At 51.4% G+C, this 25,086-nt stretch carries 22 protein-coding genes; 11 read left to right on the forward strand and 11 right to left on the reverse strand.

The window, feature by feature from the left end; genetic code table 11:
* Positions 1–142: 142 nt before the first annotated feature.
* A complete protein-coding gene (locus tag C7B82_RS31545; RefSeq protein ID WP_181357562.1) occupies positions 143–547 on the reverse strand; it encodes a hypothetical protein in 405 nt (134 codons plus the stop codon).
* Positions 548–691: 144 nt separating this feature from the next.
* Between C7B82_RS31545 and C7B82_RS18950 the strand changes: the two genes are divergently transcribed.
* Positions 692–2,587, forward strand: coding sequence for an N-acetylmuramoyl-L-alanine amidase family protein (locus C7B82_RS18950; RefSeq protein ID WP_245939987.1), 1,896 nt, complete (start codon positions 692–694; stop codon positions 2,585–2,587).
* 132 nt (positions 2,588–2,719) lie between these two features.
* Here the strand turns inward: C7B82_RS18950 and C7B82_RS18955 are convergent, their stop codons facing one another.
* Positions 2,720–4,645: a DUF3685 domain-containing protein gene (locus C7B82_RS18955; protein WP_181357563.1), complete on the reverse strand. Its 1,926-nt coding sequence runs from the start codon at positions 4,643–4,645 to the stop codon at positions 2,720–2,722.
* Between C7B82_RS18955 and C7B82_RS32485 the strand changes: the two genes are divergently transcribed.
* Positions 4,644–4,787, forward strand: a complete 144-nt coding sequence (locus tag C7B82_RS32485) for a hypothetical protein (RefSeq protein ID WP_181357564.1) — start codon at positions 4,644–4,646, stop codon at positions 4,785–4,787. The two genes, C7B82_RS18955 and C7B82_RS32485, sit on opposite strands and share 2 nt — an antisense overlap.
* Before the next feature lie 24 nt (positions 4,788–4,811).
* Here the strand turns inward: C7B82_RS32485 and C7B82_RS18960 are convergent, their stop codons facing one another.
* On the reverse strand, positions 4,812–6,857 hold the full coding sequence (locus tag C7B82_RS18960; RefSeq protein WP_106257844.1) for a hypothetical protein: 2,046 nt from the start codon (positions 6,855–6,857) through the stop codon (positions 4,812–4,814).
* A gap of 314 nt (positions 6,858–7,171) precedes the next feature.
* On the opposite strand from C7B82_RS18960, the gene C7B82_RS18965 reads away from it, so the two are divergent.
* Complete coding sequence (locus C7B82_RS18965) at positions 7,172–9,535, forward strand: PAS domain-containing sensor histidine kinase (RefSeq protein ID WP_181357565.1); 2,364 nt, start codon at positions 7,172–7,174, stop codon at positions 9,533–9,535.
* Complete coding sequence (locus C7B82_RS18970; protein WP_106257846.1) at positions 9,525–10,661, forward strand: hybrid sensor histidine kinase/response regulator; 1,137 nt, start codon at positions 9,525–9,527, stop codon at positions 10,659–10,661. Before C7B82_RS18965 ends, C7B82_RS18970 begins: the two co-directional genes overlap by 11 nt.
* Positions 10,662–11,006: 345 nt before the next feature.
* On the opposite strand, the gene C7B82_RS18975 is transcribed toward C7B82_RS18970, so the two are convergent.
* Positions 11,007–13,730: an MGH1-like glycoside hydrolase domain-containing protein gene (locus C7B82_RS18975; protein ID WP_106257847.1), complete on the reverse strand. Its 2,724-nt coding sequence runs from the start codon at positions 13,728–13,730 to the stop codon at positions 11,007–11,009.
* A 275-nt stretch (positions 13,731–14,005) separates the two neighbouring features.
* Here C7B82_RS18975 and C7B82_RS18980 point away from each other — a divergent pair, with 275 nt between their 5' ends.
* Positions 14,006–14,317: a hypothetical protein gene (locus C7B82_RS18980; RefSeq protein ID WP_146141195.1), complete on the forward strand. Its 312-nt coding sequence runs from the start codon at positions 14,006–14,008 to the stop codon at positions 14,315–14,317.
* A gap of 17 nt (positions 14,318–14,334) precedes the next feature.
* Here the strand turns inward: C7B82_RS18980 and C7B82_RS18985 are convergent, their stop codons facing one another.
* Complete coding sequence (locus C7B82_RS18985; RefSeq protein WP_106257849.1) at positions 14,335–14,970, reverse strand: TIGR04282 family arsenosugar biosynthesis glycosyltransferase; 636 nt, start codon at positions 14,968–14,970, stop codon at positions 14,335–14,337.
* A gap of 62 nt (positions 14,971–15,032) precedes the next feature.
* Between C7B82_RS18985 and C7B82_RS18990 the strand changes: the two genes are divergently transcribed.
* Positions 15,033–15,653 carry a class I SAM-dependent methyltransferase gene (locus tag C7B82_RS18990; RefSeq protein WP_106257850.1) on the forward strand — a complete coding sequence of 207 codons (621 nt, stop codon included), beginning with the start codon at positions 15,033–15,035 and terminating at the stop codon, positions 15,651–15,653.
* Positions 15,654–15,756: 103 nt separating this feature from the next.
* Here C7B82_RS18990 and C7B82_RS18995 read toward each other — a convergent pair whose 3' ends face one another.
* Complete coding sequence (locus tag C7B82_RS18995; RefSeq protein ID WP_106257851.1) at positions 15,757–16,335, reverse strand: Npun_F5749 family FMN-dependent PPOX-type flavoprotein; 579 nt, start codon at positions 16,333–16,335, stop codon at positions 15,757–15,759.
* A gap of 96 nt (positions 16,336–16,431) precedes the next feature.
* On the reverse strand, positions 16,432–17,151 hold the full coding sequence (locus C7B82_RS19000) for a M48 family metallopeptidase (protein ID WP_245939988.1): 720 nt from the start codon (positions 17,149–17,151) through the stop codon (positions 16,432–16,434).
* Between the two features lie 337 nt (positions 17,152–17,488).
* Between C7B82_RS19000 and C7B82_RS19005 the strand changes: the two genes are divergently transcribed.
* From C7B82_RS19005 to C7B82_RS19025, 5 genes are all read left to right on the forward strand, one after another.
* Positions 17,489–18,148 carry a GNAT family N-acetyltransferase gene (locus C7B82_RS19005; RefSeq protein ID WP_106257852.1) on the forward strand — a complete coding sequence of 220 codons (660 nt, stop codon included), beginning with the start codon at positions 17,489–17,491 and terminating at the stop codon, positions 18,146–18,148.
* A 68-nt stretch (positions 18,149–18,216) separates the two neighbouring features.
* Complete coding sequence (locus C7B82_RS19010) at positions 18,217–18,474, forward strand: TIGR03643 family protein (RefSeq protein ID WP_106257853.1); 258 nt, start codon at positions 18,217–18,219, stop codon at positions 18,472–18,474.
* A 145-nt stretch (positions 18,475–18,619) separates the two neighbouring features.
* Positions 18,620–19,549: a tRNA epoxyqueuosine(34) reductase QueG gene (queG, locus tag C7B82_RS19015; RefSeq protein ID WP_106257854.1), complete on the forward strand. Its 930-nt coding sequence runs from the start codon at positions 18,620–18,622 to the stop codon at positions 19,547–19,549.
* A 119-nt stretch (positions 19,550–19,668) separates the two neighbouring features.
* Positions 19,669–20,376, forward strand: coding sequence for an ATP-binding protein (locus C7B82_RS19020; protein WP_106257855.1), 708 nt, complete (start codon positions 19,669–19,671; stop codon positions 20,374–20,376).
* A 428-nt stretch (positions 20,377–20,804) separates the two neighbouring features.
* Positions 20,805–21,896, forward strand: a complete 1,092-nt coding sequence (locus C7B82_RS19025; protein ID WP_106257856.1) for a glycosyltransferase — start codon at positions 20,805–20,807, stop codon at positions 21,894–21,896.
* A gap of 65 nt (positions 21,897–21,961) precedes the next feature.
* On the opposite strand, the gene C7B82_RS19030 is transcribed toward C7B82_RS19025, so the two are convergent.
* The 4 genes from C7B82_RS19030 to C7B82_RS19045 form a co-directional block, all read right to left on the reverse strand.
* On the reverse strand, positions 21,962–22,660 hold the full coding sequence (locus C7B82_RS19030; protein WP_106257857.1) for a glutathione binding-like protein: 699 nt from the start codon (positions 22,658–22,660) through the stop codon (positions 21,962–21,964).
* Between the two features lie 118 nt (positions 22,661–22,778).
* The gene (locus C7B82_RS19035) at positions 22,779–23,135 is read right to left on the reverse strand and encodes a GFA family protein (RefSeq protein ID WP_219904584.1); all 357 of its coding nucleotides are present in this window, start codon (positions 23,133–23,135) and stop codon (positions 22,779–22,781) included.
* Between the two features lie 49 nt (positions 23,136–23,184).
* On the reverse strand, positions 23,185–24,054 hold the full coding sequence (locus tag C7B82_RS19040) for an oxidoreductase (protein WP_106257858.1): 870 nt from the start codon (positions 24,052–24,054) through the stop codon (positions 23,185–23,187).
* Positions 24,055–24,170: 116 nt separating this feature from the next.
* On the reverse strand, positions 24,171–24,965 hold the full coding sequence (locus tag C7B82_RS19045) for an SDR family NAD(P)-dependent oxidoreductase (RefSeq protein ID WP_106257859.1): 795 nt from the start codon (positions 24,963–24,965) through the stop codon (positions 24,171–24,173).
* Between the last annotated feature and the right edge of the window lie 121 nt (positions 24,966–25,086).

Below are 25,086 nucleotides of genomic sequence, written 5' to 3' on the forward strand. Positions count from 1 at the left end.
AAAGGGGCGTCCTGGCATGACCCATGACCTCAAAGGGGACTCCTTTAGTTTGGCGCAACTTCATATTTAATTGGTATTAGGAGCTTTCTAGCAAACAAAAGATCCGTAGAGGCAGGTTTGATACCAACGCCAAACGATCGCACTACAGATGACTGTGTGTAGGGACGGACGGCCATACACTCCTACGAGGATATGTCAACGGAATTGAGCGAATGGGTATGACACCAAAGTGATCGGCTGGAGGTAAAGACGCTGGCAAAACCTGCACTCTACCAAGCGGTACCTTTTTTCTCGGAATCACCTTACAGCCGTTTTCATTTGCATTCACCACACCCGACACCCGACACCCCACACCCGTCTTGATCGAACTGTGGCTTACTCGATTGAGAACCGCTGTAATTGACAGTTCCGAGTCAGCGCGTACAAAGCGAGGGCGATCCGATACAATGCGTTTGCAATCCCTGACATTGCCATTGTTCGTGTTCACCATGCCATTGCGCCTCGATCGACTACCATTGTCAGGGCTCATCATTGGCTTGTGACCCATCACAATGCTATATTCCTGACTCCCATGCCATTGCGACCCATCACAATGCGATTGCCAGTGCTCTACATCGCATGGCGCTCTGATCCATTGGCCTCGCAACGGGTTGCGCTGCATCAAGCTTGATACGCCGTTCCAACGTAGTTAATGAAACGACTCTTCTCCCCATTCCCCACTCCCTACTCCCTACTGCCCCTCTGCAGCATCATGGCCTGTATCGTCGCTGCCGCACCGACCCATGCCGCACAGCCGCTGTATGTCTCCTATCCGCCAGCAAAGCATGAGACGGTGGCCGATCGCATCTTTCTCATCGGGACTGCGCCACCGGGAGGAACGGTCTTGGTGAATGGGCAGGCGATCGTGCGGAACACGGCCGGACATTTCGCACCCAGTTTTCCGCTGCACGTTGGGGAGAATCGGTTTGCCTTACGCTACGGCAAGCAAGCGGTCACGCTGACAGTCACACGCTTAGCAGCAACAGCCGCACTACCAACGGGCTTGGCGTTTGGCAAAGACTCGCTTAGCCCTGCTGTTGATATGGCGCGGTTGCCTGATGAGTTGATCTGCTTTACGGCGATCGCGCCGCCCACGGCCAGAGTGTCTGTCAAACTGGCTGAGCAAATCATGCCGCTGGTGCCACGTCCGCAGCAAATCGAACTACCGGGAAATGCGTCTGTCCTAACTCAGCAAAACCGTCCTGTCGCGATCGCCGGACGGTTTGAAGGCTGCGCTCATACGGTACTGTTGGGCGATCTCGGTAAACCGGAATTCCAGCTCGCTCAGGATGGACAAACCATCAAGCAGTCTGGGTTTGGCAGCATCAAAATTTTGTCGCCCACACGTCTAGAAACCGCCGTCGTGACCGCAGAAACCGGCACTGCTCGCACAGGCCCTAGTACCGATTATTCGCGTCTCACCCCTTTGCCCAAAGGGACGCAAGCACTCGTAACAGGCTACGAAGGCGATTGGGCACGACTCGATTACGGTGCCTGGATCAAGCGCAGTGAGGTGCAAATTCTACCAACTGGCGCACCACCAAAATCAATTATTCGCAGCATCAAAGCCAGGCAGGTAGGTGACTGGACAGAGATTGTCTTTCCGCTTCAAGTGCCTGTCCCCGTGAGCATACAGCAGGGCGATCGCACCTTCACGCTCACCCTTTACAACACCACCGCTCAGACCGATATTATTCACCTGGATGACGATCCGCTGATTGAACGCTTGGACTGGCAGCAAAATAATCCAGGGCAGATCCAGTACACCTTTAACCTCAAGTCCAGCCAGCAATGGGGCTATAAGTTGCGGTATGAAGGGACAACGTTAGTGCTGTCGTTAAAGCATCCGCCGGGAGTGAGGGGAGAGGGGGGAGGGGATGAGGGAAAAAGTGCGAAGCAAGGGACGATCGCAGACTTGGAAAAGGCTCAAGCTCAAAACTCCAGACCTCAAGCTGAAACAGTCTCAGCCCTCCGCACTGCGACAGCCTTAGCTGGCATCAAAATTCTTCTCGATCCTGGACATGGTGGGCCAGAAGATTTAGGTTCCAGAGGGCCAACGGGCTATCCTGAAAAAACGGTAGCGTTGGTCATCACAAAACTGGTGCGCGATCGACTCCAGCAACGAGGCGCAACGGTCTATCTCACCCGCGAAACCGATGTTGATGTGCCGTTGCAAGACCGGGTTGCGCTGATCGATAAAGTGCAGCCCACGCTGGCTCTCAGTCTGCATTACAACGCACTACCTGACGATGGGGATGCCATCAAAACGAAGGGCGTTTCTGCCTTCTGGTACAACACACAGGCACATAGTCTGGCAGTGTTTTTGCACAACTACCTGACCAAGACCTTGAAGCGATCGTCCTATGGCGTGTTCTGGGACAACCTGGCGCTAACTCGTCCCACGACCGCACCGTCAGTGCTCTTGGAACTTGGTTTCATGATTAACCCCGATGAGTTTGAGTGGATTACTAATCCAAAAGAACAGCAGCGATTAGCCACCGCGATCGCGGATGGTATTACAAGATGGCTACAAAAAAGCCAACCTTAAGGATCGTGGCATAAATAAAATCGACAATTTTTTTTCCCGTAGGGGCGCACGACCGTGCGCCCCTACGGGAAATGATGGATTCATTCAATTTGTGTTCCTAAACTTTACCCCTCACTTCTGCCACCTGCCGCCTCACCGCCAGCGCTCGCTCTTGTGATTTGGCTTTGCATCCTGTAACGCGTTACCGATGCCTTTAATAATGCCGCGACCAATGAGCCCGATACCGCGACCAATGACTTCTGTCAGCACATAAACAACGCCTCTACCTAAGAATGAAACTGCTGCACGGACACGAGGGACGATCGCGTCTCGTACTTCGAGTAGCAACGTCACCAGAAAAGGAAGACCCGATAGTGCTGCTAGCTCCTCATTGCGAGGCGCATAAATTGTTGTTCTACTGATGCCGTTGCCTGTTAGAGTCAGCAAACTATACTGACTTTCAAAAATAGCGGCGGGTTCTGTAAACACACGATTAGTCCGATACTTCCAGGACAAATCATTGCGAAAACGCTCAACTTCACGGCTGGAAAGTAACCGCTTATCGTAAAAGGTTTGCTTGATCTCAGTCACATTGCCAAACCGATTAAGGAGGGGTTGTATGACAGCATTGGCGACTTGAAGCATCACATTTTGTAGCAGCAGTTCCATCTGTGCCATTGCCTCTACGGTGCCAGCCGCGTAGGTCGCATCTTCAACCGTTAAGGGTGTTTGAAAAAGCAGATGAGCCAAAAACTCTGTAAACAAAGGGATTTTGTCAAGAATTTCGGCCTCAATAAGGTCTACATCCTGTAGCAAAACTGAGACAACCTCGATCGGCTGCATATCAACTTGCACCGTGTAATATTTACCCAAAAAATCCGTTACGGTTGTCTGCCACAAATCTTGCAAAATCACATTACGCTTTTTTTTAAGCTGGTCTAAGGACAGTTGCGATCGCAAAGTATCCAAAATAGCTTGCAGTTGTCGCAATACAAGCTGAAGCAATGCTCGTTTTTTTGCGTCCTTTAAAATGTCGATTTCGAGCGGAGTGGCAGTGAGATTTTGCAGGTTTCCTTGCAGTTGAGTAAACGTTGCCAAAAAGAGCGCCGCTTGGGGTGATTGGATGCTGCCTGCAATCGTCTCTGTTAACGCAGTCGAGCTCTCGTTTGAGGCTGTTTCTAACGTCGCTCCCGTAAAATCTGCCGAGGTTGGTTGGCGACGATCGGCACCCAATGCCCGTCTCGTCTCCAGCGGCTGGGCTGGCAATGTCGGTTGGGCTGGTTCGTTGGAAGCGGCTAACAGGCGATTGACCAACCAACGTGCCGTGCGTAGCTCGCGGCGCTGCCCTGCCAAAATTAACTGATCGATGACTGACCGTTCGGCTTGCAGTTGGCTCTCTAGCTCTGCGATCGCCCGCTCAATTTGCCGTACCCCAGACAACCGTAGATTACGTCGCCAAATTGCTAGCCAACCGTCGTTAGTTTGGGTCAGGGACGTTTTGCTGCTTGGGCGACTGGTTGCAGTTGCGTCAACACTCGATTGCCGAGTTAGTTGCGTCCCCGGTCGTGCAATTGCCTGAATGCCCTCCGCCCAATACGACTGCCCAGACGCGACCTGCCGGATCGCAGTCACCAACTCCGCAACGCCCGTTCCTTTGAGGCAGTAGCCGCCCGCACCAGACTGAAATGCGGCTGCCAATCGCGTTAGCTCTAGCGTAGACCCCAACAGCAGCAAGGGAAATTGAGTATACTCCATTCTTAGCTGCTGGCAGAGCGCCAACCCAAGGCCCTGGCTTGCTCCTTGCCCCAAATCTAGATTGAGAATGATTAAATCGGGCGATCGCTCCGTCCCATTAGCAGCCTCGTGGGCGATCGACGGGTTGGCGATCGTCTCTGCCGAAGTAGACAACGCTTGCAGTACTTGTAACGCTCTAGTGGCAGAATCAGCCTCTTGAACAAGCTGCAAATCAGGAAACGGTTCTAAGCACGCCGCTAGACCCAGGCGAAAGACTGGATCATCCTCAATCAGCATGAGTTTGAGTACTCGATTTTGCTGGCGTGCCTCACGCGCATAGCTCATGCAATCCTCCGACCAACCCAAACCGAAATACATTCATCCTGACAAGATACAAGGTAAACGGCAGAAGTCAAAGGGCAGAGGGCAAGAGGCAGGAGGCAGAGGGGCAGGAGCGGCGGAAGAAGCAGAGGGGGCTAAAGACTAAAGCTGACTCTTTCTAACCCCCTTCTTACGGCGGCGGCAACTCTGGCGGCAGGGATGGCGTGCTCACTGGCGGTTCATTGTAGGGTTCTGGAGTGGGACGATACGGTTCTGGTACGGACGGCGCTTCATAACCGGGGAAGGAGCGGCGGGGTCTCAGTCGCTCACTGCGTTGAGCCGACCAACGGGCGATCGCCTGTTGCGCCTCGCCATATAGCGCTCGTCCCGCACCAATTTTGGAGGCAAGATTGATGGCATCGGACAGGCTCCCCCGGTCTGCCAGCGCTCTGGCTTCATCCAGTAGCGGTTGATCTTCGGCAAGCTGAAGTTGAGCTGTCCAATTGTTGATCAAGACCTGAGTCTCTTTGTAAAGCGCCCGTCCTGCGCGAATTTTGGTTGCTGACTGGATGGCTTCTTTCAGCTTTTTCGCTTTAGCAAAGGCTTGCGCCTGGGTCAGCAGCGGTTGATCTTCAATGGTTTGTATTTGGCGAGTCCATTTGGCGATCGCGCTTTGAGCCTCTAGTCGTAGTGCTCGTCCAGGGGCGATTTGCTGTGCCTGAGCGATCGCGGCCTTGAGTTTAGGGATCGTGCCAGTGGCTGCTAGCTGCCGTGCTTGCGCAAGGTATGGTTGATCTTCAAGCTGTTGGATCTCTTTACGCCACTGGGCAATCAACGTTTGAGCATAGAGTCGCTGGGGGTGATCGGGCGTTAAGGTTTGCATCAGTGCGATCGCGGCTTGAAGTGTTGGCATTTGCTTCAGCCGGGCAACAGACGTAGCCATTTGGATTTGCAGTAAATCCTGTGACTGCTGCTCTAGCCGCAAAAGGAGCGGTTTTGTTTGAGAATAGAGGGGGCTGTCGGCTCGAATCTGCTTCACCTGCGCTAGGGCAACCCAGAGTTGCCTAAACTGCTCATCGGGTGAGCGGGTCAACAGACGATTGGCCGCTAGCGGTTGAGCCCGACTGACCCACACCAAATCGCGGGCGACAGAAGGCAACGGCAGACTGAGCGGTAGTGCCCCAGCCGTCGCGATCGCACCCGGCAGGTCAGACTGCCCTAGCTGTTCTGTCAGACGGTTGAGCAGCAGTTGACCCCAGGCTTGCATGTCATTTTGGGCGTCCACATGGGCATAGGTACGAGCATCAATCTGCTCAGCCAGGGCGATCGCGCGTCCGATAATGGTCACATTTCCAGGGGCACTCTCCGCGACCTGACGCGCTTGCTGGAGCTGCTGACGGGCGGCACGCTCTGTAACCAGTTGCTGCCGCAAGCGGCTGATGTTCTGTTGCGCGTACTGGTCATCTAAACCTACAAGCGCCTGGAGTTTCTCGGTTGCTGTCTGCCAATCTTGCTGCTGGAACGCAGTTTGGATCACAGCCTCGATCGCCTGCCCACGATTGGCACCTTTCTGCCAGTCCAGCAGGGCCGTTTGAACTTCGGCATGGATTGAACTGTTTGCAGGAATTTTCTTTGCCAGAGCGATCGCACCCGCGAGATCACCCCGATCTGCTTTGGTGCGTGCGATCGTCAGGAGCGCCTTCGACCACTCTTTGACAGCACGGTTAGCGCGAATGTGCAGCGGATGATCAGCCGACCAATTTTTTACCAGCGCTAGCCCTGCTAAGAGCGCTTCCACTTTGCCCGATCGCGCGGCTTGCTCAGCACAGTAAAGCTTATCGGTATCGGCAGATGCAGGGATCAGTTTTTGACAGTTGGCGACGGGTGGCAACGTTGTGAGCCAGAGAAACGCGGCGACACCTGTACCACCACAAAACGCCAGGAGACAAAGCCAAATGAGCGGTGCCGCCAAAAGCCGTAAGCCTCGCGTCACTTTGCCAGGCACACGGCTGCGTCGCAATGGGTTAACGGCTTTAGACTCCGCCTGGCTGTGCGCGCGATCGCCATTCTCCCCCTTGCCAGGCTTGACAGCGAGCACAGTCGGCACTCCCACTGTTGGCGCTTGGGCCGCCCGGTCGGGAGCGCGCCTGTCCGTAACGTTAGAGCTTCTGGCTGTCTGTTGAAAGCGAAATTTAAAGGCTTGTGCCCGCGCCCGATTCACTGATTTTCCTGCCATAACACTAGCTTCCGCAATATAAAAATCTAGCGGTTAGCCCAGCACCCCTACTAGAACCAACACCTACGGCTCAAACAGCCAATGGCTGTTTGATAGCCATTGGTTAACAACTGCCGTGATCGCCCATGTTGAGTCTGAAACTGACTCCATTCACGCTCCATCGAAGCCGATGCCACAGAGCTGTCATTGACCTGCGGCTCTGTGGCACTGTGCCGATATTGTATTAGCTTCGACCTGTTTTGCAGCGATCAGGCAAAAATCTTGTGCAGATTTGCCACAATTGAGACGATCGCCAGCACATGGAAAATTCTGCGATGCATAATTCTGCTGCTATATCCATTCCGAGCCATCAACTGCAGGCCACATCGAGCAAAATGGCCTTTGCACTGAATTGGGTCGATGAGTCGATCGCCTGGACAGACGAGTGTGGGCGCATGCAGTGGTGCAACTCAGCCTTTGAGCAGCTGGTACACCAACCAGCAGCAGACATGGCAGAGCGGCTGTTGACAGAGTTAATGCCCTTAACGTTAGAAGGCGAACCGCTGCCACTGTCCCTGCATCCTGTGTATGGGGCACTGACAACCAACCAACAACAAAATGGGGCATATGGCTTTCAGGCGCACGATCGCAGCTTGATGCTTGCCGTTACTGTTGTGCCGCTGCCAGGCATGGAAGATAATCACACGGCAAACGGCGTGATGCTAGTAGTGCGCGCTTCGACGACGCAGCGCTTGTCACCACGATCGCAGCAAAACGTGTCATTAGAAGAAAAAGTAACCGTCAATGACCACACCGCTGCACCGAGCGAGCCTAGCCAATGGACGACAGCTCAATTCGAACAAATCAACCAGCAGCTAAGGAACGAGATCGCAGAGCATAAACAGACCGAGGCGGCCTTACGTAAAAGTAAAGAGCGATTTTGTTGCATTTTTGACAATGCCCCCATTGCCATTAGCCTTGCTGATGCTCACACCTATCACATTGTTGAAACCAACTACGCCCATCGAGCGTTACTTGGCTACAGCAGCGACGAACTAGCCAAGATGACCCATGTTGATATCACCCACCCCGATGACGTTGGTAACAATCTAGAGCAGATTAAGCAACTGCTTGATGGCGCCATTCCTCAGTTCCAAATTGAAAAGCGCTTTGTGAAGAAAAATGGGGATTGGATTTGGGCCACCCTGACGGTTAGCATCATCCGCGATCCGGATGGTCGTACTTACAGTCTGGGGATGATTGAAGACATTACCGATCGTAAGCAAGCCGAAGAGGCCTTGCTCGAAAACCAGCAATTATTGCAACTGGTGATCGATAGCGTACCCACTGCCATTTTTTGGAAAGACAGAGCCTTACGCTACCTGGGTTGCAATCATCGGTTTGCGATCGACGCAGGCTTAGCAACGCCCAAAGACATTATTGGTAAAGATGACTTTGAACTTCCTTGGGCTATTTACGCAGAACGCAGCCAAGTCGAAGATCGGCAGGTGATTACGTCAAAGCAACCCAAACTCGGCAGAGAAGGACTTTTACTGAGGGCAAGGGGAGAACAATGCTGGATCAAAACCAGCAAGGTGCCGTTATATGACAATAGGGGCGCGGTCGTCGGTGTTTTGGGCACTTATGAGGATATCACTAAGCGCAGACAAGCCGAGAAGTCACTCAGACTCACTCAGTTTTCCATCGATCGTGCGACTGATCCCATGTGGTGGGTCAAACCGGATGGGTCAATCTATTACGTTAATGATGCCGCCTGCCGCGATCTGGGTGATAACCGTGAGTCGATTATCGGTAAGCAGGTTTCTGACTTTAGTCCAGACTTAACTGCAGCAGAGTGGGACGCTTATTGGCTACGGATTAAGGCAGAAGGTTCAAGTACGTTTGAAACACTCCTTCAAGCTAAAGATGGCTCCATTTTCCCAATTGAGGTAACGGCCAATTATATTAAGTTGAACGATCAAGAATACCAATGTAGCTTTGTTCGCAATATTACCGATCGCAAGCAAACTGAAGATCAGCTTCGGTCATCTCTGAAAGAGAAAGAAGTTCTTTTAAAAGAAGTTCACCATCGGGTTAAAAACAATCTGCAGATGGTGTACAGCTTACTGAATTTGCAAGCGAATGCTATTAGCGATCCCAACATATTGGCTCCATTTAGAGATAGCCAACATCGTATTAAAGCGATGGCCTTACTTCACGAAAAGCTCTACCAATCTGAGAGTTTAGCCAAAATCGACTTCTCTGACTATGTTCATAATTTAGTAACGGATTTACTCCATTCTTACAGTGCTAAGCCTGCTAAGATTAGCCTGAAGCTTGAGATCGCTGAACGAGAGCTAGCGGTTGACGTGGTGATTCCCTGCGGTTTTATGATCAATGAGCTAGTGACTAATGCATTGAAGTATGCGTTCCCAGGTGATCGCACGGGTGAAATTCAAATCTGCTTCTTTTCATTGGCGAACAATCAATGTCTCTTAGTCATTGCGGATAATGGTATCGGCATGCCAACGTCAATCGCTTGGTCTCACACAAATAGTTTGCCCGCTCTAAATTCACTTGGTCTCCAGCTTGTCCATGCTTTTGCCCATCAGCTAAGAGGCACATTAACGCTCGATCGCACCCACGGCAGTAGATTTGAGCTTTTATTCCCAACCCAAGGTAGAAGCAATGAGCGCTAAAATTCTCGTTGTGGAAGACGAGCCCATTATTGCCTTAGATATTCAACGACAGTTGATTCAATTGGGTTATACCGTAGTGGCAATTGCTGACTGTGCCGCCGTAGCCCTAAAAGCGGTTGAGCGCTGGCGGCCTGATCTCGCCTTAATGGATATTCGCCTTCGAGGAGACAAAACGGGCATTGAAACGGCAGTTCAAATACGCCAGCAACATCCCATTCCGATCGTCTTTCTCACGGCCCATGCCGATCGGGCAACCATTGAGCAAGTGAAGGCTGCACAGCCCTATGGCTACATTGTTAAACCCTTTGAAACCCATAATCTCATCACTGCCATTGAAGTGGCCCTCAATAAACACCAGGCAGAAATGGTCACCCAGGCGGGGCTAGAAAAAGAAAAAAAACTCAACGAGATGAAGTCCAACTTTATCGCAACTGTCTCTCATGAGTTTCGCAACCCGTTGAGTACGATTCTCTTGTCGCTTGATTTGCTAGAACGCGGCGGTGAGCAGTTAACGCCAGCCAAAAAGCGGCTCTTTTTGCAACGAGCCAGGGTCTCAGTCGATCGCATGGAGCAACTGCTTGAAGAAGTGCTGCTCATTGGTACCGTTGAAGCAGGCGAGTTGCAATGCCATCTAGCACCGGTTGATAGCGTCGAATTTTGTCGCCAATTAGTGGCGGAATTTCAACACAACGGCTGCACGACCACTGACCCTCAGCACGTGCTTGTCTTGACTCAAGCGGAAATGGCGATCGACTCCACAAGGTTCTATGATCTGGATGAAAAACTGCTGCGCCATATTCTGACGAATCTCCTGTCAAACGCGATTAAATACTCTCCAGACGGTGGCAAAGTGCAGCTTGATTTGAAATGTACACCCGATGGCGTAACATTCCAGGTCTGCGATGATGGCATTGGCATTCCTCCAGATGACTACGCCCAATTGTACGATCGCTTCCATCGTGCCAGTAATGTCAAAATGATCCCTGGTAGTGGCTTAGGGCTATCGATCGCCAAACAGTGCGTAGACCTTCATGGTGGCACCATCACCTTTAAGAGTGCTGTTGGCATTGGCACAACGTTCACAGTTAGCCTTCCTGCAACCCTGAGCCCGAACAACTCTCAATAAGAAGTCCAAGCAAGAAATGACCCTTGGTGAGGGACAGGTTTTGCCGGAGTCTTGACAGCCAGCCGCGAATCATGTGGTTGAAGCGGCCCCTACGAGTCTTTGGTTTGCGAGCAATCTCCGTCGGACTAGGGAGTGTTTTAAAGTCTTTTGGTCATTATACCGACTGATGCTGATCCCCCTCAATCCCCCTTCAAAAGGGGGGCTTTGGATGGTTTGGCTCCTTCGTAAAAAAGCAGGACTTTGTCGCTGCTGATCACTACACTCCTTCAAAAGAGGGACTTTGGATAGTTCGGCTCCCTCCTTTTTGAGGAGAACTGGGAGGATCGAAGGGCTTTCAAACACGACTTAGTAGTGAAGCGTGTCTTCTGGAGCGGCTGTTTGGGCAATCATCTCTTTTGTCACAAAGCCCGTTGTCTGAATGATGCGCGCTATACAGCCTGTCCAACCTGTTTGATGGCTGGCACCAATGCCGGCACCATTGTCACCGTGGAAGTACTCGTAGAAAAGGATCAAATCTTGCCAATATGGATCGGTCTGAAACTTCTCGGCACTCCTATAAATGGGGCGTCGTCCCAACTCATCTTTCAAGAAAATTTGGGTAATTCGATCGCTCACTGCTTGCCACACATCAAACAGCGTCTTTTGTTGACCTGAGCCTGTTGGGTACTCGATCGTGAACGCATCGCCATAATAGCCATAGAGATAGATCAGTGCTCGTAGCAGCAGGAAGTTGACTGGCATCCAAATGGGGCCGCGCCAGTTGGAATTACCACCAAACATGCCCGTGTTGGAATCACCTGGCAAATAGTCAACGCGGAACTCCTGCCCGGCGTGGTGGAAGATAAAAGGATGGTCGTGATGGTGGCGGGACAGCGCTCGAATACCATAGTCACTGAGAAACTCAGCCTCATCCAACATTCTGGATAAAACCCGGCGTAGCTTCTGCTCATTCATGATGGCAAGCATTAGCCGTCCATTAACACCTGGAGTCGTGGGTAAATGAATATTGGCGGTTAGTTCAGGATGCCTCATGAGAAACGATTGCGCCCGTTCTTTGAATTTAGGTAGTTTCTCAAACACGTGCGATGGAAACACTGCGATCGCCATGAGTGGCAACAAGCCCACCATCGATCGCACCTTCAATCGCTGGCAGTCGCCATTGGGCAAGCGCAGCAAATCATAGAAAAAACCATCTTCTTCATCCCAGAGTTCATCGCAGTTTTCGCCAATCCGATCCATCGCTCCGGCAATCCACAGTGTATGTTCAAAGAACTTGCTTGCTAGGTCTTCATAAAGCGGATCGTGGATAGCCAACTCCACAGCAATTTGCAGCATCCGTTGACTGAAAAACACCATCCAGGCAGTGCCATCAGCCTGTTCTAGAATGCCGCCTGTGGGTAACGGCGCACTGCGATCGAACACACCGATGTTATCCAACCCCAAAAAGCCACCTTCAAAGACGTTGTTGCCAATGGTGTCTTTGCGGTTCACCCACCAGGTAAAGTTAATCAGCAGTTTGGAAAAGGCATATTTCAGGAAGTTAACGTCGCCTACACCCTTGTTTTGTTCACGATCGCGCGTATAGATTTCCCAGGTTGCCCAGGCATGAACGGGTGGATTCACATCACCAAAGTTCCACTCATAGGCAGGCATCTGACCGTTGGGATGCATGTAGTCTTCCTGCAACATTAGCTCCAACTGGCGCTTGGCAAAGTCTGGGTCAACGATGCTCAAGGGAATCATATGGAAGGCTAAATCCCAGGCAGCAAACCAGGGATATTCCCATTTGTCAGGCATGGAAATCACATCATCGTTATACATATGGTGCCAATCGCTGTTGCGTACATGCTGCCGTTGATCAGGACGCATATAGGGGTTGACGTTGTGCTCCTCTAGCCATTTGTCTACGTCATAGTAAAAGTATTGTTTTGACCACAACATTCCTGCCAGTGCCTGCCGCATCACATTGGCGCGATCGTGGTCAGCCTTGACTGCTGCTGGTGTAAGCGCCGCATAGAATTCATTGGCTTCCTGCTGGCGATCGATTAACACCTGGTCAAACGCATCAAATGGGTTACCCATCTGATTGGGGTGAGTGGCCGCAAGGCGTAAGCGGACAGTCTGTGTTCCTCCCGCTTCTACTGTGACCTGGTAATGAGGAGCAACCTTCGTTCCCATGGCTGCTGGATTGACCGCTTCAGTTTGACCATGCACCACGTAGTGATGAATCGCATCCTTAACGTAAGGGCTGTCGTTGTCAGTGCCAAACAGCCGCTCATTGTTGGTTTCGTTCTCCGTAAAGAGTAGCGGCACCACCTGATCGCAATAGAGATAGTAATCTCCTAGCTTTTCTTTGAAGAGTGGGTTGGTGTGATAAGCATGCACAACGCTATACCCTGTGCCTTCATACTTTTGCAGGATGGGTTTAGAGCCACCATCTTGCCAACTCCAGGTATTGCGGAACCAGAGCGTTGGCAACAGGTGCAGAGATGCAGCTTCGGCACCACGATTGCAAATTTTAATTTGGATCAGAATGTCGTCAGCGCTTGCTTTGGCATATTCGACAAACACATCAAAGTAGCGATCGTCATCAAAGATGCCGGTATCCAGCAGTTCATATTCCAACTCATCACGGCTACGACTGCGGTTCGTCTCCAACAGATCGGCGTACGGAAACTCGGTGTGGGGATACTTGTAGAGGTACTTCATGTAGGAATGAGTCGGCGTACTGTCTAGATAGAAGTAGTACTCCTTGACATCCTCGCCGTGATTGCCTTCACTGTTGTTGAGCCCAAACAACCGCTCCTTGAGAATGGGGTCGTTGCCATTCCACAAGGCTAGAGCAAAACAGAGCAGATTATTGGCATCAGAAATGCCGCCCAACCCATCTTCGCCCCAGCGATACGCCCGCGATCGAGACTGGTCATGCGTCAAATAATTCCAGGCATCGCCGTTATCGCTATAGTCTTCTCGCACCGTACCCCACTGCCGCTCACTCAGATAGGGACCCCAATGTTTCCATGCTGTGCCATCACGACAGTCCTGCAAGCGTTGGTTCTCTGAAGTCATTATGGCTTCTCCTGAATTTTGGTTTGGATGCAACGCACTCAGTATCATTTATAGCTGTTGCCACAACTCTTAGGAAGGCGAATTTAATCAGGTGCAATTCTTGCTGTAGGGACGTGATATGGAACGTCCCTTGTCGCTTCAGCGGTCGGTAACCGGTCGTCCCTAAGGGCATCAAACACGGCTCTGTGGGTGCCTGTATTTTTAAGAAGCGCGTGGCCATCCAGTTCGCCCCAGGGACACCGTTTGGTAGCGTTTGGCGCCACGCGCATAGGCCCATGAGGCCAACTCGAACGATCGCTAGAGCGCGTGCGAGCGCACCTGTGCAAGGACGCGTTGTCAAAGGGCCACCCCAAGCGACCGCCGCCGAAACGCTGCTTGGAGAAAAAACAGGGGTTGGTATTGATGTTTGTCCCGCCCGTTTGGATGTGTACCTGCGGCCCCAAGGGCCAACCTTAAAAGTGCCCCACACCGAAGCTGGCGTCCGCACCCTGCTGGGGCAACGCCAACCAACGCCACCCCCTCGGCGCTCAACCGATTTTTCCATTCCCCTTGACTCCCAAGACAATCGCTACAAAAGGCGCAGATAATCTAGAACAGACCCCAGTTAAGGATGGATATCATTCAATTGGCATAAGCTTACTCGTTCCCAAACGGGCAAATCGTCTGGTCGATCGACATCGGTAAGCGTTGGAAGATTGGTCAGAGACAGATTCAAGTTGCTGGCAATGTCTACGGTTTGCTGAAACACGCGATCGGTGCTCCAGGCGATTGTTTTGAATAACTCAGGTACAAACAGTCGCAGCCCAATCAAATAATAACCACCGTCTGTAGCCGGACCCAACACCAAATCAGTTTGCTGTAACGCTTGAAAGGCTTGTTCTAATACTGCGCCAGTCAACTCTGGACAATCTGTGCCGATGATCACCGTCGCCTTTACGCCGCTCTCCAGCGCTATTTGGAATGCTTGCGCCATGCGATCGCCCAGATCCCCTTCCGGCTGCGGTTGATAGGTTAGATCGTCACCTAACCAGGTTTGCATTTGGGCACGATCGCCACCCACAAACCAGACTTCCACGGTCAATGGACGATTTTGCTGTAGTGGTTTGACCTGAGCCAGCGTGTGTTCAGTCATGTGGCGATGGATATCTGCCGCTGCCTCAGCTCCTAGCGCTGGGATCAGTCGGGTCTTTGCCTTTCCTGGCTCTGGGTAACGAGTAAAAATGATGAGGCGATCGCTCACGAGCTTATCTTTGTAGGTACCGTTGTCAGCATACTCTGAAACTTTTTGAGCCGAGTAACCGTATGGAAACCACCGTGCGCGACCAGTACAACCAGATGGCAGAGGCCTACGATCGCCGCTGGAGTCGTTATTTGTCTAGAACGCTGTCGTTGCTCAAACAATGGGCAGAGCTTGCACCAGAAAGCACGGTGCTTGATATTGCATGTGGCACTGGCGAATTTGAACGCCTGGTATTGTTGGAGCAGCCGACACAAGCGATCGTTGGCATTGATCTTTCAGAAAAAATGTTGGAAATCGCTCAACAAAAGTGTCGCGACTATCCTCATGTTTCGTTTCAAAAGGCCTCTGTAGCCGCCTTACCCTTTGCCGATCGCAGCTTTGATGTGGTGGTGTCTGCTAGTGCGTTGCACTACTTTGACGACCCGATCGCGGCCCTCATCGAAGTGAAGCGGGTACTCAAGCCGGATGGTGAACTAGTGATTCTCGATTGGTGCAAAGATGACTGGCTGTGTCAGCTCTACGACTGGGTCTTGAAGCGGCTCGATCCAGCGTATCAACAGTGCTACACCCAAGCCGCGTTTCACAGTTTTCTAAGCGCAACAGGCTTTACAATTCAGCGTGCTACCAGAGTTCGCATCAGCCTGGCATGGGAAATGATGATCGCGACTGCGAGACCCGCTTGAGTTTTGAGTAGCGCTTCGCGCCTCTACGCTAGAGAGTTTTGAGTTTTGGGTTTGAGCCCTCATCCCTCATCCTCCAGACCTCATCTCCCATCCAAGCCCTGCTTTATGGATTGATTGCCTGGACAGACCAATCTGCACCATCGCGTTGATGCAGCCAGCGATTTTGGGGATTGCCACGAAGCTCCAGATGGTCTACTTCATGAGGGTCAAGCAGCAAAAGACAAAAATGGGGCAGAGGCGTTGTGGCATCAGGGACGGGTACGTTGAAGCCGTCCTTGTCAGTTTGAGGCTTACCAGGATGAGCCCAAGCAAACTGAGTCCGGGCGGCGTCCGACAGTGCCTGCCATACAGCTTGCCTAGCGGTCTGTAGTGTTGGATCGGTGTGTTCAGTTCTCACCAAAAGCAACGCACCTGCCAGACGGAACTGTTCGCGCGTTTTCGGAAAATACCAGCAGGCTTCACCCCAGGGGCGGTGATCAATCTGGTCTGCCTTCGCATTGCGAGCATCGGTAACAAATTGCAGTTGGTTTGTGCCGTCGAGAAACCCCCGAAACACGATCGTTCGGTTGGCAGGGCGTTGATCCACACTTACGGTTGCAAGCTGAAGATAACGGGCATAAGCCAGAGAGCGATTGCGATGGAGGGCATGGGAAAGCGGCGATCGCCAGGTAGCCAAAGACATAGAGGAAAGGCTAAAGGCTAAATGATAAAGGATAAAAGAGGCCGTCAGCAGAGCGACTTCTCTTTTCATGTCCGACTTTAGCCTTTAGCCTTTTCCTTACGCTTCCATCCACAGCGGCACATGGTAGCGTGCGTCTCGTAGACCCGCATCAAGCTTCTGATAGGCAGGTTCATAGTGAGCGACTAACGACCAGAAGGCTGCCGAATGATTTAAATGCACTGTATGGCACAGTTCGTGAATGAAGACGTAGCGCACCAACTCGCTCGGCAGAAACAGTAATTTGCAGTTAAGGCTAATTGTTTTGCGGCTAGAACAACTGCCCCAGCGAGTTTTTTGCACTCGCACAGACGCAGTTTCGAACGGTAACTCTACTTCTTGGCTCACTGTTCGCAGCCACGGGAGGAGATGTTTGTGAGCCTGAGCGATCACCCACTGTCGCAGAGTCGCAGTACAGGCGTTTTGGTCAGTAGTCTGTCCAAAAAGGGTCAGCTTTAAGTCGGCTTGCTCGACTGCCCGCAGTCCTGGTAAAGGAGTTGGGCAATAAGCGATCTGCCAATCTTGTTCGATCGCGCGCAGGCAAAGTTGCCCTGGTAGCTGATCGGCTGGTTCTGCTCCTACTAACGCTTGACGCGTCTCAACCTGTTGTGTCACTCGGTTAATCCAGCGCTGTTTACGCTGCAAGATTGCAGGAATGGCTGTCTGATCGTATCCCTGAGGCACGACAACCTCCAGACTACCTGCCACTGAGACCTTGAGAGAGACATGCTTTGCTTTGAGGCTTTCTCGCACGGTATAGGTCGGTAGCATGAGCACCATCGGTTCGCTGTCTGTGTTTCGACATTCCCATTAACGCACTCTATTGCCAAAGTGTCACCCCTCCGAATAGCAAAGACTCATACCCTTTTCATGGTTTGGAACGCTTATAATCGACGAAGCCTTTTAAACTTGAGGCAATCTGCGATCGGTTCACCAAGATTTGAGCCACAAGGACGATTCAGCGATCGGACTGTCTGACTGATTCTCTGCTTTAGAGGACTGAACTTTAAGCTTAGGTTTGCTCGAAAGGTGCCTCAAAGGAAATGACCAATGCCAGCCGCACTGGTTCGTCATTGTAGCCAACATCGGTATACTGAGTGACGGATAGAGCCTAGACATGTTAGTGCAACAGTTCTCACAAAATATCACTCTACGTCCAGCGATCGCTGACGACGTGGCTTGGGCTGCCCCACTGTTTTTCTCGGCAGGGCCAGCGGTATTCAGCTATATCTTTGCCTCCCCCTTTGAGGAATCAAAGGCCATTTTTTGTCAGGCGTTTGCCTATCCTCAACATGCCCTCAGCTACGAACATGCTCAGGTTGTTGAAGTGCTCAACCAGCCGGCTGGCGTCATGATTAGTTATCCGGGCTCTTTAAAACGCCAAGCCGATGAAAAAGTGCATCAAGTGATGGCACGCATTCTGCCACTCCGCAAGCTACCCAAGATTTTGGTCAATTTGGCAGACCTGACTCGGATCAAACAGGATGTTTCGGTTCAGGACTATTACATCTTGGGTCTCAGCGTCTTCCCAGAGTTTCGCAGTCAAGGTTTGGGCACCTACTTACTTGACCAGGCAGAAAAGCAGGCGCTGTCCCATCGCTGTCAGGCAATTTCGCTCGACGTGACCTATAACAATACGCCTGCCAGAGAGTTATTTGAGCATCTTGGCTATCGAGTCACCTGTAGTAAGTCAACCCAGCGTTTTGAGCAGTTGACTCGTTCGGGTGGCTTACATCGCATGGTCAAAAGCTTAGATCAAAGTCCGCCAATCGATTGATTTCGCTGACGCTTTCTAGCACTTCACGTTAGGCTCAAACTATCGACTGTGCTTATTGCTGGTGCTATATGAATTTTCCAGAGCTTGATACTGAAACGATCGATCGCATTCTCGAAATGGCGTGGGAAGACCGTACACCGTTTGAGGCGATCGAACGGCAGTTTGGTTTGCTAGAAAAACAGGTCATTGCGCTCATGCGTCGAGAGATGCAAGCATCGAGCTTCAAAATGTGGCGCCAGCGAGTGAGTGGACGCCAAACCAAACATCTCAAAGAGCGCGAATTCGTCGCTGGACGCTTTCGATCGCAGAACCAGAAGGGCTCTTAAACGTTTTAGCTTTAGAGCTCTCAGCGGTCAGCCATCAGCCATCAGCTTTTTACGGACTACCGACCACTAACGACTAACTTCTCTGCTGACCGCTGACTGCTGACTCCTAGCTCCCCGGCTGCCTGCGCCCCTTAACCCACACGTGATGCCTCTCGACACCCAAATTAAGCAAAAGGCTCTGGAACTAGGCTTTCACAAGGTTGGGATTGCCGCGATCGCACCTGACGCAGCTGCACCAGAAACCCACCTGCAAACCTGGCTAAACAACGGCTATAACGCCGATATGACCTGGATGGAGAATCCCAAACGACAGGATCTCCGACAGATTATGCCCGATGTCCAGTCGGTGATTTGTGTGGCGCTCAACTACTACACGCCTGCGTCACGGCCTGACAGTCATACAACGGCGAAAATTGCTCGCTATGGCTGGGGGCGCGACTACCATAAGGTGCTGCACAAGAAACTGAAAGCGCTTACTGTCTGGCTATGCCATCAGGGAGAAGCGATACAGGCTCGTTATTATGCTGATACGGGTCCCGTGCAAGATAAAGTTTGGGCGCAACGAGCAGGCATTGGTTGGATCGCCAAAAACGGTAATGTCATTACGCGAGAATACGGTTCGTGGGTGTTTTTGGGTGAAGTGCTGACGAATCTAGCGCTGCCGCCCGATCGTCCACACACCGCACACTGTGGCACCTGCACACGTTGCATGGAGGCTTGTCCTACCAATGCTATTCCAACGCCGTACGTGGTCGATGCCAATCGCTGCATTGCTTACCACACGATCGAAAATCGGGCAGCAACCTTACCAGAGGCGATCGCTCCTCATCTCCACGGTTGGGTCGCAGGCTGTGACATTTGTCAGGATGTTTGCCCCTGGAATCAACGGTTTGCCCAGCCTACCAATGTGGCTGATTTTCAGCCACACCCCTGGAATCTTACCTCAACTCTCCCAGCCTTAGCCACGATTACAGAGGAAGACTACGATCGACAATTTACAGGTTCTGCTCTGAGGCGCATTAAACCCTGGATGCTACGACGGAACGCTCAGGCGAATTTGGAAAGCCTTCAGTAGCAGCAGCTTGTTTGTCAACCTCAAAGGGCGTCAATGACATTAAAAAAACGGTAAATCCGTTACCTTTCTTAACAAGACAGGTTATAACTGTCACTAGAAGCACCATTTTTCGGGACGGTATGCCCCAAGCACACGCTGCTACTCAGAGCCAATCCAGTACGCTACAGCAATTGCAGCTCGAAAGTGAGCAGCTAAGCAAACATCTAGTCGCTCAAAAAGCGGTGATCGCCTCACTCGAGAGACGCGTTGGGCGATCGTTGGAGGCCCTAGATGTTCACCTACAGTCGTTAGTCAGTGTTCGTCAAGCAGTGCCGGTTTGGTATCACCATTTGTATGCCATGCAGAACGAGGTCAACAGCCTTTGTGACTTGATTTCAGACACCATGTTGCTGCAAAAGCTAGAGGCTGGCAAAGTAGAAGTAAAGCTAGAGCCGTTGACACTGGAGCCGCTCCTGGTCGGCGTAAGCCGCCATCTGCTTGATCCCAAAGACGGCAGCCCTACTCGTTTGATGTGTGAAATTGAAGCAGCGCTGCCACCGACCTTAGCGGATCAAGAGTTGATGGAAGCTGTGCTGACTGACCTTTTAGCCAGGGGGTTGAAGTATTCTGATGCTGCTTCACCCGTCATTTTAGGTGCGTCGCGTCGAGCCGATCGCGTCGTGCTACACATTACAGCGCAACGGTTTGCCCCGATCGGTAATCGAGATTTTGCCACCGAAATCGTCCTTTGCTGTCGCCGTATTGAAGTACAGCGAGGCGAAGTAACGTGTCAGCAGCGTGCCGATGGGTTGCAGATCGTGACGATCGCGCTTCATCTTGCCTCTTGATCCACTGCTTGAATGGAGAAAAGTACCTCTGAGGTAGAACGATCTCTCCAGATCAAAGGGGTTTGGTAAGTTGCTTGAATTTTTGGCTGCCGTAAGTTTAAAGATTTGATAGGCATTGGGCTGCAAGAGTAGAAGTAACAGTATGGTTCTGGTACTTTGGGCTGCATTGCTTCCCTGAAAGTGGTTGCTCGATCGTTTTAGTGGCAAAGACAACGAAAAATAATGTGACCTTTGCCAACCTGCTCTTTGCCAACCATAGAATTCTTGGCAAGTGAGTCAGTCACAATATTTTCTAGCTAGGCCAGCGATGAATCTTACACACCTGTTTTTTCTTACTTCTGGCTAGAGCGTACGATCGGAAAATGCTTCCCTTCTCAAGCAGTTAGAAAATCGCCTCGGAACGACTGGGTACTTTATTTAGAACAGCGATGCATCTTTACTCCAGTACTACTATCAATCCCTATTTCACCGACGAACAGAAGCCATTAGAACGACTGCCACATCCGGTTTACTTCGTCACTAAAGAGCCGAAATGGCAAGGTTTGATCAGCAATCCTGAGCAGCCGATCGACAGCGCTCTTTACGAACAGTGCGTGGTCTCGGAAGATATCTGGTCAGCACAGACGTTCATGAATCTGAAAAAACGGGGCTTGAACGTACATCTGGTACCAAAGCTTGTGCCTGGGAGTATTTGTATCGTTCCGTTTGATTATATTTACCTGTCGGATCTCTCCTACCGTAGCTATGTAGTAGTGGTTCAATACGATCGCCCGCACCCTGAAATTTGTGAGCAACGTATTGTCTTAAACAAAGTGGGCGCGATCGATCCAACACACCACTTTATGCCGCACTGGCCTCAACCAAACTTAGAGCCACGTGATCCGTTGCGGGGCACGCGAGTTGAAAACATGACCTTTAAAGGCAATAGCTATAATTTGACTGAAGAATTTAGGGACGCAGCCTTTTTAGAGTCGTTAAAGGCGCTGCAGATGAAGCTTGTTCTCAGCTCAGAAGAGGTAGGCTTTAACGGCTGGCGTGATTACAAGACAGCCGATGTTGTGATTGCGGTGCGAAATATTACAAAATACGACAGCACACTCAAACCAGCCTTGAAGTTAACGAATGCCTGGTTTGCTGGTTGTCCAGCCATTCTTAGCCCTGAGCCAGCTTACCAGGCGTTACGGCAATCTGAGCTCGATTACATTGAAGTCAAGACGGCCGAAGAAGCGATCGCCGCCCTTAAGCGGTTGCAAGATGAGCCAAAACTATACGCTGCTATGGTTGAAAATGGCTTTCGACGTGCCAGCGAATTTACAGAAGCTAAGGTGGCACTTTACCTGCGTCATTTGCTGGCCGATCCCATCGCTCAGGGTTACGAGCAGTGGCTGCGTCAATCCCCGCTCCAAAAATTTGTTGGACGACCCCTTCAACATGTTGGCCGTATTCTTAAACAGCGGCAGGAGCGTGACTATTACCGCACGCATATTTACAACGGCCCTCGCTTACTCGATCGCGATTAACGATTCTGGTAGGGCCATGACATTGCCATGCCCCTACCGGAGTTTGCCTTCTTGAAATGATTGAATCAGCGTTGAATGGTTTTGGCTGACTGGTTAAACAGCAGCTCTCGCGACTGATCGGGACTAATGGCCTGGTCTTTAAAGGCCTCAGCCTTGGCGTATGCACGAATAGTTGCAGGGCGAGATTGAATTGCTTCAAACCAGCGTTTTAGGTTAGGAAAGTGGTCGAGGTTTTGCCCCTGCCGTTCGTAGGGCACAACCCACGGATAGGAGGCAATATCCGCGATCGAATACTCGCCGGCTAGAAATTCGCGATCGCTGAGTCGCTTATCCAACACGGCATAGAGTCGTCCGGTTTCGTTGACATAGCGATTGATAGCATAGGGAATTTTTTCGGGTGCGTACTGGCTGAAATGATGGTTTTGCCCTGCCATTGGCCCCAAGCCACCCATTTGCCAGAACAGCCATTGCAGTACGTCAGCCCGTCCTTGCAAATCGGTTGGGATCAGTTTGCCAGTTTTTTCTGCCAGATACAGCAAGATTGCGCCGGACTCAAAGATTGAAATGGGTTTACTGCCTGTCGCTGGATCGTGGTCAACGATAGCGGGAATGCGATTGTTCGGCGCGATTTTCAGAAATTCTGGTTTGAACTGATCGCCAGCACCAATATTGATGGGAATCACGGTGTAAGGCAAACCGACTTCTTCCAAAAAGATCGTAATTTTGTGACCGTTGGGCGTTGTCCAGTAGTAGAGATCGATCATGGTTTTAAAAGGGGAGTGGGGACGGAGAGTTTTGAGTTTTGAGTTGGGAAAGAGGGATGAGGGCCGTGTTGGAAGGGATGAGAGAGGCATGAGTTGACAGCGCACGGTTGGCAATAGGTTAGTCGTAGGCGGCACCGTTGACTAAGCCGATTTTGAGGTGAGTGAGATCGGCAGCTTCGAGGCAGGCGACGTTAATGCGATATTTTTCGGGCGCGATACGAGGGCGATGGAAAGTGTAGATGCCGCAGACGTTGCAGAAGTAGTGCTTTGCCGTTTGCGTGTGGAACTGATAGAGGGTCAGGAAAGCTTCGTCAGTCAGCAACTTGAAACGATCGGCAGTCACGCTGTGCATGATGGCACCTCGCCGGGAGCAGAAGGAACAGTTGCAGCGATCGCCCCGATCAAGCACCGTGGTCACTTCAAACTGCACCTTACCGCAATGGCACTGCCCCCGATAGGTCTTCATCTCATCCATATTGAATTACCGACTACTGACAGCTGACTACCGATTACTGACTATTCACCTAACCACCGATCGCTCCTATCACTGCCCCTTCAAAAGCAGTATCAATGCTGACCTGTTTCCAGGCATCAAGTTCGGTTTTAACAGATTCGAGCTTGGCCGCGATCGTCTCTACAGCATCGGCTCCTAACGCCAGTCTCAAAGGTGGATTGTCGCTTTCCACAACTTGAATCATGGCAGCAGCAGCTTTGTCAGGATCACCTGGTTGCTTGCCGTCCATGTCTTTAAGCCATTGGAGCATCGCACCACTGGTGGAGGCGTACTCATCCATGAGGGTAGCGGGTGCTGCCAACGATCGTCCGTTGAAATCAGTCCGAAAGGCACCGGGTTCAATAATTGTGACCTTGATACCCAAGGACTCAACTTCTTTTGACAGCGCCTCAGAGATTGCTTCTAGCGCAAACTTTGTGGCGCAATAAATGCCAGATGCCGGGAAGGATACGAAGCCCCCAACAGACGAAATGTTGAGGATGTGACCACTGCGCTGTTGCCGGAAGGTGGGCAGCAAGGCCCGTGTTAAATCGAGCGCACCGAAAACATTGGTGTCGAACTGGCGGCGAATATCGGTATCGCTCACCTCTTCGATCGCGCCCACTGCTCCATAGCCAGCATTGTTCACCAGCACATCAATCTGCCCAAACCTATCAAGAGCCACCTTAATGACATCACGCACGTCCTGTGGGTCGGTGACATCCAGTCGGACGGCTTTCGCAGTTTGGGGATATTGCCTCAGCAAAGCATCGAGTTGTTCGGGCTTACGAGCAGTGGCAACGACGCGATCGCCATGGTTGAGTACCGCTTCGGTGAGCGATCGCCCAAAGCCAGTCGAGCTACCTGTAATGAACCAAACTTTAGAGTGTTTGTCAGACATAGGAACCTCTGTTTACGACGAGATCTAATTAGCCTGCGTAAGGATTACTGACACGAGCAACAAAGACGTTGTAGTGAAAGTTCTCAGGTGAATCAAAGCCTAGAGAAGATCAAAGACTAGAGAATGGAGCGGATCACACCGCCATCAACCCGAAGTGCAGCACCATTAGTAGCGGATGATAAGGGACTAGACACATACGTCACCAGGGCAGCGACCTCTTCAGACGTGGCAAAACGCTTGATGAGTGAGGAAGGACGCACGGACTCAAAAAACTCTTTTTCGACTTGCGCGACATCGACCCCGCGATCGCTAGCCATCTTTTCCACAAAATCGCCCACCCCTTCCGAGCGAGTGGGGCCTGGTAGCACCGAATTGACCGTCACGCCTGTACTAACCGTCATTTCAGCCAGACCACGGGCGATCGCCAACTGCGCGGTTTTAGTCATGCCGTAGTGGATCATCTCTACCGGAATTTGGACGGCGGATTCGCTAGAAATAAAGATAATCCTTCCCCAGTCTTGCTTCAGCATGGCGGGCAAATACTGACGGCTCAGGCGCACACCACTTAAAACATTGGCCTCAAAAATCTTGAGCCAGTCCTCGTCTGAGATATCGCCAAACGCTTTTGGCTCGTAAACGCCCAGATTGTTCACCAAAATATCCACAGCAGGTAGTTGCTGAAAGAGCTGTTCAGTACCTTCACGAGTGGACAAGTCGAGAGCAATGCCGGATGGTTTACTCTTTGGAGCCAGTGCATTGATTTTATCGATCGCCTGCTTGACCCGTTCCTCCGATCGCCCGTTGATGATCACCGAAGCACCCTCTTGGGCAAGTGACTGGGCAATCGCAAAGCCGATGCCACCGGTAGAGCCGCTGACTAAGGCTGATTTTCCTGCTAACTTCAAGTCCATCGTCAATCGTCTCCAAAAATATGGGAAGGAGACAGAAGACAGAATGCAGGAGTCAGAAGGGGGTGTATATTCTGGCTCCTGACTCCTGACTCCTAACTCCGAGCCTGTCTTCGTACTCCAA

Source organism: Stenomitos frigidus ULC18 (assembly GCF_003003795.1).
Taxonomy (GTDB): domain Bacteria; phylum Cyanobacteriota; class Cyanobacteriia; order Leptolyngbyales; family Leptolyngbyaceae; genus Stenomitos; species Stenomitos frigidus_A.

Excerpts from the sequence above, each read along its gene's own strand:
- C7B82_RS19000 (WP_245939988.1), bottom strand. The coding sequence starts at position 17,151 with ATGGTGCTCATGCTACCGACCTATACCGTGCGAGAAAGCCTCAAAGCA.
- C7B82_RS18960 (WP_106257844.1), bottom strand. The coding sequence starts at position 6,857 with ATGGCAGGAAAATCAGTGAATCGGGCGCGGGCACAAGCCTTTAAATTT.
- C7B82_RS18965 (WP_181357565.1), top strand. The coding sequence starts at position 7,172 with ATGCATAATTCTGCTGCTATATCCATTCCGAGCCATCAACTGCAGGCC.
- C7B82_RS19045 (WP_106257859.1), bottom strand. The coding sequence starts at position 24,965 with ATGGACTTGAAGTTAGCAGGAAAATCAGCCTTAGTCAGCGGCTCTACC.
- C7B82_RS19005 (WP_106257852.1), top strand. The coding sequence starts at position 17,489 with ATGTTAGTGCAACAGTTCTCACAAAATATCACTCTACGTCCAGCGATC.
- C7B82_RS18975 (WP_106257847.1), bottom strand. The coding sequence starts at position 13,730 with ATGACTTCAGAGAACCAACGCTTGCAGGACTGTCGTGATGGCACAGCA.
- C7B82_RS18955 (WP_181357563.1), bottom strand. The coding sequence starts at position 4,645 with ATGAGCTATGCGCGTGAGGCACGCCAGCAAAATCGAGTACTCAAACTC.
- C7B82_RS19035 (WP_219904584.1), bottom strand. The coding sequence starts at position 23,135 with ATGGATGAGATGAAGACCTATCGGGGGCAGTGCCATTGCGGTAAGGTG.
- C7B82_RS32485 (WP_181357564.1), top strand. The coding sequence starts at position 4,644 with ATGCAATCCTCCGACCAACCCAAACCGAAATACATTCATCCTGACAAG.
- C7B82_RS18995 (WP_106257851.1), bottom strand. The coding sequence starts at position 16,335 with ATGTCTTTGGCTACCTGGCGATCGCCGCTTTCCCATGCCCTCCATCGC.
- C7B82_RS19040 (WP_106257858.1), bottom strand. The coding sequence starts at position 24,054 with ATGTCTGACAAACACTCTAAAGTTTGGTTCATTACAGGTAGCTCGACT.
- queG (WP_106257854.1), top strand. The coding sequence starts at position 18,620 with ATGCCTCTCGACACCCAAATTAAGCAAAAGGCTCTGGAACTAGGCTTT.
- C7B82_RS19030 (WP_106257857.1), bottom strand. The coding sequence starts at position 22,660 with ATGATCGATCTCTACTACTGGACAACGCCCAACGGTCACAAAATTACG.
- C7B82_RS18980 (WP_146141195.1), top strand. The coding sequence starts at position 14,006 with ATGAGGCCAACTCGAACGATCGCTAGAGCGCGTGCGAGCGCACCTGTG.
- C7B82_RS18950 (WP_245939987.1), top strand. The coding sequence starts at position 692 with ATGAAACGACTCTTCTCCCCATTCCCCACTCCCTACTCCCTACTGCCC.
- C7B82_RS19010 (WP_106257853.1), top strand. The coding sequence starts at position 18,217 with ATGAATTTTCCAGAGCTTGATACTGAAACGATCGATCGCATTCTCGAA.
- C7B82_RS31545 (WP_181357562.1), bottom strand. The coding sequence starts at position 547 with ATGGGTCACAAGCCAATGATGAGCCCTGACAATGGTAGTCGATCGAGG.
- C7B82_RS19025 (WP_106257856.1), top strand. The coding sequence starts at position 20,805 with ATGCATCTTTACTCCAGTACTACTATCAATCCCTATTTCACCGACGAA.
- C7B82_RS18990 (WP_106257850.1), top strand. The coding sequence starts at position 15,033 with ATGGAAACCACCGTGCGCGACCAGTACAACCAGATGGCAGAGGCCTAC.
- C7B82_RS18970 (WP_106257846.1), top strand. The coding sequence starts at position 9,525 with ATGAGCGCTAAAATTCTCGTTGTGGAAGACGAGCCCATTATTGCCTTA.
- C7B82_RS19020 (WP_106257855.1), top strand. The coding sequence starts at position 19,669 with ATGCCCCAAGCACACGCTGCTACTCAGAGCCAATCCAGTACGCTACAG.